We start from the raw sequence: 15,599 nt of genomic DNA on the forward strand, positions 1-15,599 counted from the left end.
TAGAGCAGGCGCTGCCCGACGGCGAAGCGCGTGACCGTCGATCATCCACCAGGGCAGGGCGCGCCGGCGCGGGCCCAGGTCTCCCATGCAGCGACGAACTCGGCGTACGGCGTCGGAATGGGCGTGCGGCCAGCGCCAGGATTCCAGCCCCAGGTCACGAGGGGATCCTCGAGGTGGACGCGCAACGCCGTCATGTCCTTGCCGCCATTGCGCTTCGGATCCTTGATCTGCTCGCACAGGGCGCCCGGGGCGACACCGACGAACACCATCGGCATCTCGGGCGGCGGCATGTGCCAGCCCTTCGAGACGCCCGGCGGCACGTGCATGCCAAAGCTGTTCGGCGGGTTGGTCGGCCCGTGGCACGTCGTGCACTCCGCGCCTGGCATACCGTGGCCCGTGGGTCCGCGGAGCACGAACTGCGTGTGCAGGCGGCCCTCATCGCCCTGGAGCGGCACGTCGCCGGCGGGGTGACAGTTCTGGCAGCGCGGGTGCTGGAGGACGCCGCGCACGGTCTCGAACGCGGCGAGGGCGGTCTCGCGGCTGACCGGCGACGGCGAGGGCGCGGGCGAGACCCCGGGCGTCTGTCCCCCGCACGCGGCGAGGAGAGAGGCGAGGACAAGAGAGGATCGGATCATGGTCAGTTCCTAGGCGAGGCGAAACGGAAGGGAGCGCAGCCGCTGCTTGGTCAGCGCGAACACTGCGTTCGCCACGGCAGGCGCGATCGGCGCGGTGGCGGGCTCCCCGATGCCGCCCATCTTGGCCTTGCTCGGGATGAGATGGACGGCGATGCGCGGCATGTCGAACATCCGGAGCATGGGATAGTCGTGGAAGTTGCTCTCCTGGACCTTCCCCTCGGCGATGTTGATCTTGCCGTAGAGCGCGGCCGTGAGGCCGAAGGCGACGCTGCCCTGGATCTGCGCCTCGATGCCGAGCGGGTTCACCGCCGTACCGCAATCGACGCTGCAGGTGACCGAGTGGACGCGGATGCGCCCCTTCTCGATCGAGACCTCGGCCACCTCGGCGATGATGGATCCGAACGACTCGTGCATCGCGAGCCCCCGCGCCCGTCCCGGCGCGGGCGCGGTGCCCCAGCCGGCCTTCTCGGCGGCGACCTTCAGCGCGTTCGCGTGCCGCGGCTTGTCCTTGAGCAGCTCGAGGCGGTACGCGAGCGGATCCTGCCCTGCGGCGTGCGCCAGCTCGTCCACCATGCTCTCCACCGCGAAGGCCGTGTGGGTGTTGCCGACCGAGCGCCACCACAGCACGGTGACCGGCGTCCTCGGCGAGTGCAGCGACACGCGGAGCGCGGGCGTCCGCTCGATATAGGGCGACTCGGCGATCCCTTCCACCGAGGTGGAGTCGACGCCGTTCCTCGTGACGAACGACTCGAGCGGCGTGCCGGCGACGATCGACTGGCCCACGACCACGTGATCCCACGCCGACGGCAGGCCGCGCGCGTCGACGCCGACCTGGATCCGGTGGACGTAGGCGGGGCGGTAAAAGCCGCCGCGCATGTCGTCCTCGCGCGTCCACACGACCTTCACCGGCACGCCGGCGGCCTTCGCGACGATCACGGCCTCCCCGACGAAATCCGCCACGGGGCTGGCGCGCCGCCCGAAGCCGCCGCCGAGGAACGTCGTGTGGATCTGGACCTTGTCGGGCGTCGTGCCGAGGATCTTCGCCGCGGCCATCTGGTCGCCGGTCTGGAACTGCGTGCCGGTCCAGATCTCGCAGCGATCGCCGTCGATCTTGACCGTGCAGTTGAGCGGCTCCATCGGCGCGTGCGCCAGGTAGGGCACGTCGTACTCCGCCTCGAGCCGGGATTTGGCGGCGGCGAGCGCCTCTTCCACCTTGCCGACGTTGGCGGCGACGGCGCCGGGCGTCCGCGCCTTCGCGTGGAACTCGGCGAGCAGCTTGGCGCTGTCGGCCCCGCCTCCCTCGGGCTGCGCCCACTCGGCGCGGAGCGCGTCGCGCCCGAGCTTGGCGGCCCAGAAATGCGCGGCGACGACGGCGACGCCGTTTGCGGTGGGGACGACCTTCTCGACGCCGGGCACCTTGAGGGCGTCGGCCGGGTCGAACTTGACGAGCTTGGCGCCGAACGCCGGCGGGCGCAGCACCACGGCGGTGCGGAGCCCGGGGAAGTGCACGTCGAGCCCGAACTGCGCCTTGCCCGTGACTTTTTCCGGCGTGTCGATGCGGCGCACGAGGGTGCCGATCAGCTTCCAGTCCTTGGGGTCCTTCAGCTTCACCTTCGCCGGCGGGGCCAGTTTCATCGCCTCCTCGGCGAGCTGGCCATAGGTCAGCTTGTCCTTGCCGTGGGTGACGACGCCGTTCGCGGCGGTGCACGCCGCGGGCGAGACCTTCCACCGGGCGGCCGCCGCGCGCAGCAGCATGTCCCTCGCCATCGCGCCGACGGTGCGGTACCGCTCGAACTCGCTGTTCGTCGTCGACGACCCCCCGGTCATCTGGAACTGCAACACCGGATGGCCGTAGACCGGCGCGGCCGGCGCGTGCTCCGACCGCACCTTCGACCAGTCGCACTCGAGCTCCTCGGCGATCAGCATCGCGAGCCCGGTCCAGATGCCCTGGCCCATCTCGGAGTGCGCGAGCACCACGGTCACGGACTCGTCGGTGCCGACGCGGACGAACGCGTTCGGCGAGAGCGGCGGCGGCTGCGCCGCCTTCGGCGCGGCGCGGACCCCCTGCGGGACGTAGAAGCTGATCAGGAGCCCGGCCGCCGAGCCCGCGGCCGCTTGCAAGAAGTCACGCCGGGAGACGGTCACTTGCCACCTCGCTTGAGCCTCGACGCGAGAATCACCGCTTCGCGTACACGAACGTACGTCCCGCAGCGACACACGTTGCCGGACAGCGCGGCATCGATGTCGGCGTCGCTCGGATCGGGCTTCTGTTCGAGCAAGGCGACCGCGGTCATGATCTGCCCGGACTGGCAGTAGCCGCACTGGACGACGTCGGCCTGCGCCCACGCCTGCTGCACCGCGTGCGACCCGTCGGGCGACAGGCCCTCGATCGTCGTCACCTTGCGCGCCCCGACGCTGGACACCGGCAGGACGCACGATCGCGCGGGTTTGCCGTCGAGGTGGACCGTGCAGGCGCCGCACTGGGCCATGCCACAGCCGTATTTTGTGCCGGTCAATCCCAGCAGATCACGGAGCACCCAGAGCAGGGGCATCTCCGGACTGGCATCCACGTCACGAACAACGCCGTTGACATCGAGCTTCATGGCCGTTCAGCTCATACTTTTGGGCTGACGCGCCGTCAAGCGACTGCACATGTTCTTATCATTTCTTCAACATCGGCCCGCGGCTCGCCGGCGCTCTGTCACGCTCGCACCCCCGACCGCGACCGACCGAGCGGTGAGGAGGGTGATCGGTAGTCACCTGCGTCACCAGCGTCACCAGCGACGACGAACACCCTGGCGGGCGCGTCACGAAGGGTGAATGATGCCGAGCGCATGAACGAGCTCGAGCGGATCGTGCGCGAAGCGGCGACATTGGTGGCAGAGCGGTCACCGTTTCTCCTCGCGACGGTCGTGCGGGTGTCGGGGTCGTCGTACCGGCGTCCGGGCGCGCGGATGCTGGTCGCCGGCGATCGCTGGGTATCCGGGTGTGTGAGCGGCGGCTGCCTCGAGGGCGACGTGATGCTCCGCGGAGAGCACCGGTGCCGCGATGGCGCCGTGGTGGTCACTTACGACTCGACCACCGAAGACGGAGAGACGTGGGGGGTGGGGCTCGGCTGCAACGGCGTCGTCGATGTCCTGCTCGAGCACGTCGCCGCCGGAGCGACCCACGACGCGCTCGCGTTCGCCGCCGCCTGCTTCGCGGAGGAGACCGCCGGCACGCTGGCCACGGTGATCCGCTCGACGGCCGGCGCGGTCCGGGTCGGCGCGCGCCTCGCGTTCGGTCCGCCGTGCGCGCTCGCGCATCCGGTGACCGATCCGGCCGCGCGCTCCGCGATCGAGGCCGCGGCGCGGGGGCCGGCCGGCGTCGTGGAGCTCGACGGGCTGGGGATCTCCGTGCTCGTCGAGAAGATCGCGCCGTCGCCGCAGCTCTTCGTGCTCGGGGGTGGGCACGACGCGGTGTCCATCGTCACGCTCGCGACGTCGGTCGGGTTCCGGGTCACGGTCGCCGGTCCCACGATCCGCCAGGCGTCCCGGTTCCGCGCCGCGGATCGCGTCGTCTCGACCGGCGGCGCGGCGGATCGCCTCCGCGCGCTCATCGACGCCGCGGCCGAGCCGTACGTCGTGATCATGCACCATCAGGTCACGCCGGATCGCGACGCGCTCGCCGTCGCCCTCGCGTCGCGCGCTCGCTACATCGGCGTGCTCGGGCCCGCGCGCCGCACGCGCGATCTCCTCGCCGAGATCGGCCACCCCGGCGACGATCCGCGGATCCACGCGCCGATCGGCCTCGATCTCGGCGCCGAGACGCCCGAGCAGATCGCGCTCTCGATCGTGGGCGAGCTCCAGGCCGTCGCGCGCCGGGCGCAGGGGGGGAAGCTCCGCGCCCGCGCCCGGCCTCTGCACGCGCGCGTGGCGCTGGTCGTGCTCGCCGCCGGCGGCTCACGTCGCCTCGGTCGCCCCAAGCAGCTCGTCGAGCTCGACGGCGCGCCGCTCGTCCGGCGCGTGGCGGCCACGTGCGTCGAGGCGCGTTCCGGGCCGGTCGGCGTCGTGCTCGGCGCCAATGCCGGCGCGGTCGCGCGCGCTCTCGGCGATCTGGAGGTCGCGCACATCGCGAACGATGGCTGGGAAGAGGGCATCGCCTCCTCGGTCCGCGCCGCGGTCTGGTGGGCGGAGGCCTCGAAGGCCGACGCGCTCCTGATCGCGCTCGCGGACCAGCCCCTACTCACGGTCGAGCACCTCACCGCGCTGCGGGACGCCTGGCTCGCGGGCGCGCCGATCGCCGCGTCGCGGTTCAGCGGCGTCGCGGGCGCGCCGGCGGTGTTCGACCGATCTCGCTGGGACGCGCTCTCGCGCCTCCAGGGCGACCAGGGCGCCGGCCGCCTGCTGCGCGTCGAGGACGTCGCGGCGATCGACTGGGCGGGCGGGGCGATCGACGTCGATACGGCCGACGACGTGCGCGCGCTCGGCGGCCACGCGCCGGCGAACCCGCCGAGCTGATCACCAGCAGCTGTAGTCGTAAACGGTGTGCAGCGTGTCCCCGAGGCGCTCGACCAGCAGATCGCCGTCGAAGACGTAGGCGAAGGCCGGGATCGATGGGCTGGGCGCGCCGTCGAGCGGGCTCACCCCCTGCTCCCGGCGGAGGAGACGACAACCCTCGTAGACGATCTCCGTCGTGATGGTCGGCAGATCATCCGAAAAGCGGTCGAACGTCAGCTGAGCGGGGCGCCCCTGGTCGTCGCGATCGTATCGAACGAAGTAGTCGTCGTTACCATAGGTGATCGCCCGCGCGTCGTCGTTGTAGTCGATTTCGAGGACACGGGTGTCGGCCGCGCCGGTCCGGGTCATGCGGACCATGCGCTCGCCCTCGTAGTCGAAGGTGTGTGTGTGGGTTTCGCTGCCCAGCGTCTCGACCGCTCCGACGAGACGCTGGCCATCGTACTCGTAAACGAACGATATCGCCTGTCCCGTGTCCGTCTCCGTGTCCGTCTGGGCGCACGGTCCGGGGTGAGGCCCATACATCCACGGCCCGAGCTCCGGCATGGGGACGCGGCCAACGAGCTCGGGACAGCCCGTCGCGCCGCCGCCCGCGCCTCCCTCACCTGACCCGCCCGTGCCGCCCGAGCCTGTCGAGGCCGCCGAGCCTGAAGCGCCGGCGCCCCCGCTCCCCGATGTCGACGTGTCGTCGGGGGCCTCGTCGTCACCGCAAGCCACGAGCGTGAGCAAGCATATCGTGGCCATGTATCCGCACGTTCTGAAGACAAATCGATGCATCTCTCTCCTCATCCGTCAACCTGGGTCGCCGGGTCGTCGCGCCCCGGTCGTGGGAATGCCAACCTGGGGCGGGTTCCTTAGGCATCCTGGGCAGTGCGCGGAGCGGACCCAGCGGACAACCAAACGTACCTATCCGCGGCTCCGCTGGCAACCGGGGCGATCCGGCCGAGCGCTGATCCTCGATGACGGTGCGAGCGGGTCAACGCCTGTTCCACGTGATCGAGGCAGCTCTACCGCCCGCGAGGACAGCGGGTTGACCCGCGGCCAGGATCGAGCGCGCCGGTTGACGTCCCGCGCCGGTTCGCAGTAAGTGGCGTCGCATGCATAGAGCCCTCGCCCTGGCTGCGCTGCCGCTCCTGGTCCTCGCGTGCGCCCCCGCGACGCCCCCGCCCGTCGCGCCGGCGGCGCCAGCGCCGGCCATTGCGGCGGTGGCGCCCGACGCCCGCGAGCAGGCGGCGCTGGGGGAGCAGCTCGTCGCCGCCTTCAACGACGCCTGGAACCGGCACGACATGGGTGCGTTCGCCGCGCTTCAAGCGGAGGACGCCGATTTCGTGAACATCTTCGGGATGTGGTGGCATGGGCGGGAGGAGATCCGGGCGAATCACGTCGGCATTCACAAGAGCGTCTTTGCAAAGAGCCGCCTCGCCAGCGTGCGTGTCGAGACACGCTTCGTCGCGCCGGATCTCGCGGTCGTCCGCTGGGCATGGGAGCTGACGGGCGTCGTCACCCCGGATGGCCAGCCCGTGCCCGACATGCAGGGTATCCTGGTGCACGTGGCGCGGCGCGCGGGGGACCGGCTCCAGATCGTGACGACGCAGAACACGCAGGCAACGGCCGACGCATTCCGCGCTGTGCGCGCCATGGATGCCCCGGCCCGACCCGCCCAGTAGCCGCCCGCGGGCGTGTCCGCCCGGCGAACGCGCCTACCGCACAAGCGCCGGCGCGCTCAGCGCGGCCACGTCCGTCATCCCGGCCTGGACGCGCGCGTAGATGCCGCACGCCTCGCCGGCGATCAGGTAGATGCCGTAGTTGACCGATTCGCGCCGCGCGTTCTCCAGGGCGGAGAAGTACCGCTGCGCGATCCACCGCCCCTCCCGGGCCTTGGCCAGGGACGCGCGCCAGACCTCGTCGGGGGTGTGGCGCCCGAGGATCACCTCTTCTCCCTCGGCGCCGTAATCGCTCTTCAGGACCCACTCCTCGCGCTGCGCGAGGAGCAGCTCGGGGTGCACCGTCTCCAGCCGCGACGTCACCGGGACGTGACGCTGGATCACCGACTGCGCGTGCGGCGAGAAGCGATGGAGGTGCTCCCACATGAACGCCATCGAGCGCTTGTTCTGCGGCAGCACGGCGCCGAGCGGGTTCAGGATCGCGGCGCGCCCGTCGGCCGAGGCGGACAGCACGGCGCCGAGCGGGCCGGCGAGCGGCTCGGCGTCGGGGATCTGCTCGTCGGTCCACACGCTCGAGCGCTCTCCCCACCAGTCCGTCTTGTAATGGCGCAAGAGGACCGAGAAGGGGACGTCGAAGAGCGACAGGCCGCGATCGTCGTGGCCGAGGTTGTACGGCGAGCCGAGGAGCACGGAATACCCGCGCTCCGTGAGCCAGCGCTGGTAGAGGCGGATGACCGAGAGGTCCTCGGTGAACTCCGTCGGATAAACGAAGCCGAGGCGCCGCGTCGCGGCCTCGCCGAGGAGCGCGCGGGCGACCTCGTCCACCATCGCGCAGAACCGGGCGCCGAGCTCGCCGTTGGGGTCGCGCGCGCCCGGGTGATCCGGCGCAGCGAGCGCGCTCAGCACGACCGCCTCCGCCTCGCCCGTCGGCGTGTCGCAGTTCAGCTCGGCGATCGCCGGGCCCTCGTCCGTCAGGAAGACGTCGGCGCGCGCGATGCCGTGCCACAGCGGCTGTGACGAGAGCCACATCGCCTTCTGACAGGGCGTCAGACAGAAGAAGTCGTCGAGCAGCGACGGCTCGTCCGCGACGATCAGGCAAAGCTCGTTGTAGACCGCCGCGACCTCCTCGGCGGCGCGGTACAGGGCGCGCTGCTCGGCGGCGGTGACGAACACCGGCTCCTCGCGGAAGCGCGGGGCCCCGTCGAACCAGGGGTCGGTGATGATGCCCGTGTCGACGATCTTCGCGGCGAAGGCGTCGTAGGCGCGGTCAGCGGAGGTCATAGGAGGCGCGCGATGGCGATCGAGGTCGCGAGGTAGGTCGTCGCCTCGAGCGCGCCGAGCCCCTCGTTGCGGTCGGCCGCGATGCCCGCGTCGAGGCGGCCGCCGCGCAGCGCGAGCGGCGCGCCGAGCAGCACGCTCTGCACGAGGAGCTGCCGCACAGGGTAGAGGGCGAACAGATAGAGCAGCACCCCGCCATAGCCCTTCAGCGAGATGAAGAGACCCTCGAAGTCGCCCTCCAGCGCCCGCGCGATGATGATCGCCACGGCGATCGAGGCGCCGGCGTAGCTCAGCGCGGCGGCGAGGTTCTCTCCCTGGATCTGCTCGGCGTCATCGTACGTGGTGAGCGCCCGGAAGAGCGAGATGAACACGTGCAGCGTGATCTGCGCGAGGACGAAGAAGCCGAGGGAGATCGCGAGATCGCCGAGATCCTTGCCCGCGATCGCGCGCGAGGTGATGAGCCCGGTCGCCACGTAGTGCGCGCCCGCCGCGAGCCCCGCGGCCGCGTTGCCGCGCTCGATCTCGGCCGGGAGCCGCGCCCTGAGCAGAAGGCGGATCCCGAGCTGGCCGGTCGCGAGCACGAGGAGCAGGCCCACGACGGCGAACGCGCTCACCCAGAGGAGGTCGCGCGCGAAGCCCTCCCCCTCGAGGCAGTTCTTCACGGCGTTTGCGGCGACGAGGAACACCGCGAGGACCTGGCCCACCGTGAGCAGCCGGCGGGCGGCGTTGCTCTCCGTGAGATCGCGGGCGACCGTGTGCGTGGGTGAGAAGACCCTCTGCCCGATGCGCAGCAGGGCGAGCAGAGCGAGCGTGGTGCCCAGCCCGAACCCCATGACGTAGGACAGATCCATGGGACGCACGCTACAGAACGCGCCGCGCCCTCACAAGCCCAAGCCTCGCGTCACGCCGCCGCGAGGCGCAGGCGGGCTTCGGGGTTTGCGGGGCGCCCCGGGCTTTGTGATATGGGTAGGCCTGCCGGGCTGTGACGCCCCGGCTCCGGCGGCGGACCCATGGTCGAACCTCCTTGTGACTCCGGCATCCAGGGCATCTTCGCGCGACCCTATATCGATCTCGAGCCGTACCTCGACCTCGCCCCGCTCGACGAGATCCACGAGGAGATCTGCCTCGGGCTCACGCAGGTGCCGATCGATTACACCGGCGGCAGCCACCGCGCGATGGGCATCATGCCGCCGTCGCGCCTCGGCGAGGCGTTCGCCGACTACGGCGAGGTGATCCGCGGCCTCGGCGACGAGGAGTTCGCCACGTTCCAGCGCCTCTCGGACGACCCTTCGTCGATCGAAAGCACCGCGCGCGCCGCGCTCGAGTTCGGCGAGGAGCGCGAGATCCCGCTCTCCCGACGGCAGATGCTGTGGCTCAAGTTCCGCCATGGGGTGTACTTCCCCTGGAAGGTCTATGTCGAGCTCATCCCGAACCGCTATTGGAGCGACAAGAGCCGGAGTGAAGGCAAGGACTTCACCCGCCTGGCGCGGTCGTTCTTCCCGAGGACGATCGCCTACGTGAAGCGCCTGCCGTTCGCGTCGATAGGGCGCTGCAACATCATGGGTCTCGAGGCCAACGATCACGGCACGGTGCACCACGACGGGGAGGGGAGGGCGCCGGACAGCGAGCCCGACCACTTCATCACGCTCTGTCCCGCGGGCAACAAGCGCCTGTTCCTGTGGGACGAGCGGGCGCGGCGGAAGACGGCGGTCGCCGGCCGGGCCTACTGGTTCAACGATCACGATTACCACGGCGTCGAGGCGGACCCGTACTTCAGGTACTCGGTGCGCATCGACGGCACCTTCACGCCGGAGTTCATCGAGGCGCTCCGGCGCGACCACGCCAGGGCGGCCGGTGTCGCGCCGCCCGCGCCGCCGGCGCAGGCCGAGCGCGCGCCGCAGGGCGCCGGGGAGGCCGCAGCGTGAGCCAGATGGACGAGCCGTTCGAGCGCGCCGAGGTGCTCGACAAGCCCGGGATCGTCGGGGCGCGCTGGTGGCACAAGGGTCTGGCCGACGCGCCGAAGGACGCGTCGCGGCGGAACGCGATCCTGGCCGCGCTCGGCGCTGTCGGGCTCGTCGGCGTGGCGGCCGCGATCGCCGTGGCCGCGGACGGGTGCTCGGACGATGAGACCGCGGTGCAGCGGAAACGCGCGCTCGACATGCAGCGGACGTTCGGCTGGAGCTTCGGCGCCGCGCAGGAGAGCGTGACGTTCGACGGTGAGTCGAAGAAGCCGTTCGACCGGGCCGCGCTCGCGAGGATGTCCACCGACCTCAGGCCGGCGGACGAGGGCGCGCGCGCTTACTACGTGCCCGCGCTGTTCGAGTCGCCGTCGGCGGTGCCCACGCTCGTCGCCGGGGGGGATCCGGCGCCCATCACGCCGCTCGGCGATGTGCTCCGGCCGATCTTCACTGCGGCGATGGACCGCGCCTACCGGAGCGGCAAGGCGCTCGCGTCGCTGCTCCTCGCCGCCCGGACGGACAGCGGCCTCCGCCGCGACATCGCGGTCATCGTGGATCTCGACGGCCCCGAGTCGGTGGCCTTCGCCGCCGGTGCGGCGGAGGCGTTCGACCCGGTGTTCACGTTCGACAACTGGCCGCATCCGCGGGGCGTCGTCAAGGCGCACCTGACGCTCGCCTCGGCGGCGTACTACCAGCCGCTCTTCGCCCGGTCTCATCCCGGCCCCCGCGCGACGATGTTCGTCCTCGATCGACAGCGGCTCTCGCCCTATTCGGACGACGCGACGCAGTTCGACAACCGGCATGTCGCGAGGCTGCCGTCCGCCGAGGCGCTCTGGGACCGAGGGGTTCGCCATGTGCTGGTCGTGGTGCCCACGGAGAGGGACACGACCGAGTCCGACGACCTCAACGACGACCTCGTTGCGTTCCGGTCGCGCCGGCTCGATGTCGGGTTGATGGCCGCGAGCGTCTTTGCCGCCGATCCGGCGGAGCCGAAGCCCGCGAACGACACCGAGGACTGGCCTCCCTACTACTATGGCGGCCGCGCCGCGTCGCACGGCTGGTTCTGGATCGACTATCCGTGGGGGCCGCCCCCTCGCCCGGCGCCCGTCGAGCCGAGCGCGCCGAGGCCCGGCAAATTGTACGTGCCGACGCAGCGCGCGACGCCGTTCTCGAGCGGCACCGCGTCGAGCGGGGTGTCGCCGAGCCCGGACGGCTTCGGGACGGTGCCAGTCGTCGTGGCGCTCGGCACCGGCGTGATCCTCGGCGCGGCCCTCAGCCGGAGCGGCTCGTGGAACCGGGCTTCGGGCGGATACGGAGGCTGACCGTGGAGCACTCGATCTTCGCGATGGAGGTGTGTGCGCGCATGGACCCCGGGAGCACGCTGCAGCGCACGCTGCACGAGGCCGTCCAGGTCCAGTTCGAGAAGATGAGCCTGCAATACAAGTGGTACCAGTACCGCCGCGCGCAGATGGCGCTGCTGTCCAACCTGCACGCCCTCGAGAAGGGGTGCTGGGACTACTTCGACGACGACTCCCGGGCGCTCAACGATTACGGCATGTGGTCCCGCGGCATGATCACGGAGGAGGGCGCGCGCAAGGGGCCGTCGGGGACGCCGGACCCGTACCGCGGCCAGCCCCGCTACCTGACCTTCACGATGGCGTTCCTGCTGATCCAGGGCTCACCCACGGATCGGATGCTCCGCACGGTCTGCGACATCCCCAAGGACCGCCTGTGGCGCCGCGACGTGTTTGGCCACATCCTCCAGAACCTCGGCCACGTGAGCTTCGCCAGCGTGAAGTCGGATGTCATCTACCTGATCCCGCGGGACGAGGGCTGGGCGCTGACGGCCGACGATCTGACGGATCCCAAGTTCCACTACCTGCGGAAGATCGTGTGACACTGTGTAGCACTGCTCGAAAGGGAGCGCGGGAGCGTCGACCCGGATCTCTGGTTTCGCCTTCCGTATCGCGAGATATTCGAGCACTTCCCCATCGGCATCGTCGTCCGTCGCGCGGACGGCGCGTCCATCGGCGCCAACCGGCTACACATCCCCATCGCCGAAGGCGTGCTGGCCATGCCCCTCGTCGGCGACTTTGACAAGGATCGCGCCCGCCAGGTGCTCGAGACCCTCCTCGACGGCGTGGTCCAGCGCGGGGCCCGTACGGCGATCCTCGACGTCACCGGCGCCGGGGACGAGGTCGCCCAGGGGCTGGTCCAGATCGCCAAGGCCGTGCGCCTGCTCGGCGCCGAGGTGGTGCTCACCGGCGTCCAGCCGCAGATGGCCCGGGTCATCGCCGCCATCGAGGAGAGCCTCCACGGCGTCGCCGTCGTCCGCAGCACCCTCGAGAGCGGCATCGACCACGCGCTGCGGGCACGCCGGGCGGCCGGGCGCTGAGGGGCCGCCCTCGGGCACCGCGGCATGCGCCGGACTGCGCCCGGGCACCGGCCAGGTCGGCCTGGGCGCCGCCCGTGCTGTCCCGGGCGCTCGCCAGACGCTCAGCGGAGCTGCGGCCGAACTTCAGGAACACCGCCGGCGTGACGACGATGTCGAGCAGCGTCGACGAGAGCAGGCCGCCGAGGATCACGACCGCGACGGGCTGCAGGATCTCTTTGCCCGGCTGACCCTTGGACAGCGCGATGGGCACGAGCGCCAGGGCGGCGGTGAGCGCGGTCATCAGCACCGGAACGAGGCGTTCCAGCGAACCCCGGACGATCATCGCCTCACCGAACGACTCGCCCTCTTCCTTCATGAGGTGGATGTAGTGCGAGATCATCATGATGCCGTTGCGCGAGGCGATGCCGCATAGCGTGATGAACCCGACGAGGGTCGCGACGGACAGGACCCCGCCGGTCAGAACGACGGCGAGCACCGAGCCGACCAGAGCGAGCGGGATGTTCAAGAGGATCTGGAGGGCCACGGTCCACGAGCGGAACTGCGAGTACAGGACCACCAGCATCCCGGCGAGGCTCGCGAGCGAGAGCCATCCGATCAGCCGCGACGCCGAGCGCTGGCTCTCGAACTGCCCGCCGTACGTCGCGTAGTAGCCCGGCGGCTTCGGGATCGCGTCCACGGCGCGCTGGATATTGCTCACGACTTGCTCCAGGTCGCGCCCCGCCACGTTGGCCGAGACCACGATGCGCCGCTGCGTGTCGTCGCGGCTGATCTGGTTCGGCCCCATGCTCTCCGTCACGTCGGCGAGGTCGGACAGCGGCACCTTCGCGCCGCTGGGCGTATCGACGAGCGTGCGCCGCAAGGCGCCCGTGTCCTCGCGGAGCTCCGGCGGGTACCGCAGCACCACATCGATGGTCCGCTGCCCCTCCAGAAGCTGTGTGACGGTACCGCCCGCGAGGGCGAGCTCGAGCATCTCCGAGAGCTGACCCGCGTTGACCCCGAGCTGCGCCGCGCGCTCTCGGTTCACCTTGATGGCGATCTGCGGGATGAGCACCTGCTGCTCGATCTGCAGGTCCTTCACCCCGGCGACGCCCTGCATCGCGTCGCGCGCCGCCTTGCCGAGGCGCCGCAGCTCGCCGAGATCCTCGCCGAAGATCTTCACGGCCACCTGCGCACGGACGCCCGAGAGCAGGTGGTCGAGCCGGTGCGAGATCGGCTGGCCCACGTTGACCGCCACGCCGGGGATCTTGTCGAGCTGGCCGCGGATGTCGCCGAGGATCACCTCGCGCTCGCGCTCGGACGCCCGGAGATCGACGTCGATCTCCGAATAGTGGACCCCCTCCGCGTGTTCGTCGAGCTCCGCCCGGCCGGTCCGCCGCCCGGTCGACACGACCTCGGGGACCTCGTGGATCAGCTGCTCGGCGAGCGTGCCGAGGCGACTCGACTCGGCGAGCGACGTGCCCGGCCTGGCGATGACGTTCACTGTGAGCGTCCCCTCGTTGAACGGCGGGAGGAACTCGCCGCCCAGGAACGGCACCGTCGCCGCGGCGGCGAGGACCAGCGCGCCTGCCGCCGCCATCACGGCCCCGGGGTGCCGCAGCGACGCCGCGAGCACGCGCCGGTCCGCGGCCTTGAGCTTGCGCACCAGCCAGCCTTCCTCGTGGCTCATGCGCTTCATGGACGGCAAGAGATACGAGCAGAGCGCGGGAGTGACCGTCAGGGATACAACCAGCGATGCAAGGATCGACACGATGTAGGCGACCCCGAGCGGAGCGAAGAGCCGCCCCTCGATGCCGCTCATGGCGAACAGGGGGACGAAGACCAGGACCACCAGGATCGTCGCGAAGACGATGGAGCTCCGGACCTCGCTCGACGCGTCGCGGATGACGTCCATCGCCGGCCGCGGCGAGGCGAGCGCCCTGTTCTCTCGAAGGCGCCGGAACACGTTCTCCACGTCCACGATGGCGTCGTCGACGAGCTCGCCGATCGCCACCGCGAGACCGCCCAGCGTCATCGTGTTGACCGACAGGTCGAAGGCCCGGAACACGAGCGCGCTCGCGATGAACGAGAGCGGGATGGCGGTCAGCGTGATCGCGGTCGTCCGGAAGTTGAGCAGGAACAGGAAGAGGACGATCGTGACCAGGATCGCGCCGTCGCGCAGCGCCTCGACCACGTTGTGGACCGCGCCCTGGATGAAGGTCGCCTGCCGGAAGAGGTGCGGGTTGATGGTGACGCCCGCGGGCATCGACCTCTGCAGCTCGGCCACGGCCTTGTCGATGCTGCCGGTGAGCGCGACGGTGTCGGCGCCCGGCTGCTTCTGCACCGAGAGGATCACGGCGGGCTTGCCGTCGATCGACCCGTCGCCACGCTTGATGCGCGCGGCCTCTTGCACCGTGGCGACCTGCGCCAGGGTCACCGGCGTCCCGTTCCGCATGGCGATGACGGTCGCGGCGATGTCCGCTTCGGTCCGGGCGCGGCCGAGCGTCCGCACGAGGAACTCCAGCCCCCGCCGGTCGACGTAACCGCCGGTGGCGTTGGCGTTCGCGCCGGTCAGGGCGCGCGAGATCTCGTCGAGCGACACCGCCGCGGCCGCGAGCTTGGCCGGGTCGACGGTGACCTGGATCTGGCGGACCTCGCCGCCGATGGGGATCACCTGCGCGACCCCCGGGATCGTGAGCAGCCGCGGCCGGATCACCCAGTCGGCCTGGGTCCGGAGGGTCATGGGCGAGACCCCATCGCCCTGCACCCCGATCAGCAGGATCTCCCCCATGATCGAGGCGACGGGCCCCATCTGCGGCGTGACGCCCTTCGGGAGCTGCTCCGTCACCGTGGCAAGGCGCTCGGCGACGAGCTGTCGGTCGCGGTAGATGTCCGTGGACCAGTCGAACTCGACGTACACGACGCTCAGGCCGACGCCCGAGGTAGAGCGGACGCGCTCGACCCCGGGCGCGCCGTTCATCACCCGCTCGAGGGGCACCGTGACCAGCGTCTCCACCTCCTCGGGCGCCAGCCCGGGAGCCTCGGTCATGAGGGTGACCGTCGGCCGATTCAGATCAGGAAAGACGTCGATCGGGAGCTTCAGCAGCGAGTACGTCCCGTAGACGAGCACCAGCGCCGCCGCGGCGATGACGAAGAGGCGGTTCCTGAGGGAGAAGCGGATCAGGGTTTCGAACATG

13 protein-coding genes are annotated in these 15,599 nt (G+C 70.8%); 6 read left to right on the top strand and 7 right to left on the bottom strand.

What is annotated here, in order from left to right; genetic code table 11:
- Nucleotides 1-41: 41 nt before the first annotated feature.
- Genes WMF39_RS18485 through WMF39_RS18495 form a run of 3 tightly spaced genes read right to left on the bottom strand, consistent with a single transcriptional unit; the run spans nt 42 to nt 3,238 of the window.
- Entirely contained in the window at nt 42-635 is a 594-nt protein-coding gene (locus tag WMF39_RS18485) for a hypothetical protein (RefSeq protein WP_437746807.1), read from the bottom strand.
- A gap of 9 nt (nt 636-644) precedes the next feature.
- A complete protein-coding gene (locus tag WMF39_RS18490; RefSeq protein ID WP_437746808.1) occupies nt 645-2,780 on the bottom strand; it encodes a molybdopterin cofactor-binding domain-containing protein in 2,136 nt (711 codons plus the stop codon).
- Nucleotides 2,777-3,238 (bottom strand): (2Fe-2S)-binding protein, encoded by a 462-nt coding sequence (locus tag WMF39_RS18495; RefSeq protein WP_437746809.1) that lies wholly within the window; start codon nt 3,236-3,238, stop codon nt 2,777-2,779. The genes WMF39_RS18490 and WMF39_RS18495 overlap by 4 nt, the downstream gene beginning before the upstream one ends.
- Before the next feature lie 231 nt (nt 3,239-3,469).
- Here WMF39_RS18495 and WMF39_RS18500 point away from each other — a divergent pair, with 231 nt between their 5' ends.
- Nucleotides 3,470-5,134, top strand: coding sequence for an NTP transferase domain-containing protein (locus WMF39_RS18500; RefSeq protein WP_437746810.1), 1,665 nt, complete (start codon nt 3,470-3,472; stop codon nt 5,132-5,134).
- Here the strand turns inward: WMF39_RS18500 and WMF39_RS18505 are convergent, their stop codons facing one another.
- Complete coding sequence (locus tag WMF39_RS18505; RefSeq protein WP_437746811.1) at nt 5,135-5,875, bottom strand: hypothetical protein; 741 nt, start codon at nt 5,873-5,875, stop codon at nt 5,135-5,137.
- Between the two features lie 353 nt (nt 5,876-6,228).
- On the opposite strand from WMF39_RS18505, the gene WMF39_RS18510 reads away from it, so the two are divergent.
- Entirely contained in the window at nt 6,229-6,798 is a 570-nt protein-coding gene (locus tag WMF39_RS18510) for an SgcJ/EcaC family oxidoreductase (protein WP_437746812.1), read from the top strand.
- Nucleotides 6,799-6,831: 33 nt separating this feature from the next.
- On the opposite strand, the gene WMF39_RS18515 is transcribed toward WMF39_RS18510, so the two are convergent.
- Together WMF39_RS18515 and WMF39_RS18520 are read right to left on the bottom strand one after the other, a co-directional pair.
- Nucleotides 6,832-8,076, bottom strand: coding sequence for a glutathionylspermidine synthase family protein (locus WMF39_RS18515; protein WP_437746813.1), 1,245 nt, complete (start codon nt 8,074-8,076; stop codon nt 6,832-6,834).
- Nucleotides 8,073-8,924, bottom strand: a complete 852-nt coding sequence (locus WMF39_RS18520; RefSeq protein ID WP_437746814.1) for a DUF350 domain-containing protein — start codon at nt 8,922-8,924, stop codon at nt 8,073-8,075. Before WMF39_RS18520 ends, WMF39_RS18515 begins: the two co-directional genes overlap by 4 nt.
- Nucleotides 8,925-9,083: 159 nt before the next feature.
- On the opposite strand from WMF39_RS18520, the gene WMF39_RS18525 reads away from it, so the two are divergent.
- From WMF39_RS18525 to WMF39_RS18540, 4 genes are all read left to right on the top strand, one after another.
- Nucleotides 9,084-9,998: a hypothetical protein gene (locus WMF39_RS18525; protein ID WP_437746815.1), complete on the top strand. Its 915-nt coding sequence runs from the start codon at nt 9,084-9,086 to the stop codon at nt 9,996-9,998.
- A 5-nt stretch (nt 9,999-10,003) separates the two neighbouring features.
- Nucleotides 10,004-11,353 (top strand): hypothetical protein, encoded by a 1,350-nt coding sequence (locus tag WMF39_RS18530; RefSeq protein ID WP_437747995.1) that lies wholly within the window; start codon nt 10,004-10,006, stop codon nt 11,351-11,353.
- Nucleotides 11,354-11,355: 2 nt separating this feature from the next.
- Nucleotides 11,356-11,928, top strand: a complete 573-nt coding sequence (locus WMF39_RS18535) for a hypothetical protein (RefSeq protein ID WP_437746816.1) — start codon at nt 11,356-11,358, stop codon at nt 11,926-11,928.
- A 177-nt stretch (nt 11,929-12,105) separates the two neighbouring features.
- Nucleotides 12,106-12,426: an STAS domain-containing protein gene (locus tag WMF39_RS18540; RefSeq protein WP_437746817.1), complete on the top strand. Its 321-nt coding sequence runs from the start codon at nt 12,106-12,108 to the stop codon at nt 12,424-12,426.
- Here the strand turns inward: WMF39_RS18540 and WMF39_RS18545 are convergent.
- Nucleotides 12,320-15,598, bottom strand: coding sequence for an efflux RND transporter permease subunit (locus WMF39_RS18545; protein ID WP_437746818.1), 3,279 nt, complete (start codon nt 15,596-15,598; stop codon nt 12,320-12,322). The genes WMF39_RS18540 and WMF39_RS18545 overlap by 107 nt on opposite strands.
- Between the last annotated feature and the right edge of the window lies 1 nt (nt 15,599).

The sequence above is a fragment of the Sorangium sp. So ce1504 genome, assembly GCF_051521635.1.
Lineage (GTDB): Bacteria > Myxococcota_A > Polyangia > Polyangiales > Polyangiaceae > Sorangium > Sorangium cellulosum_B.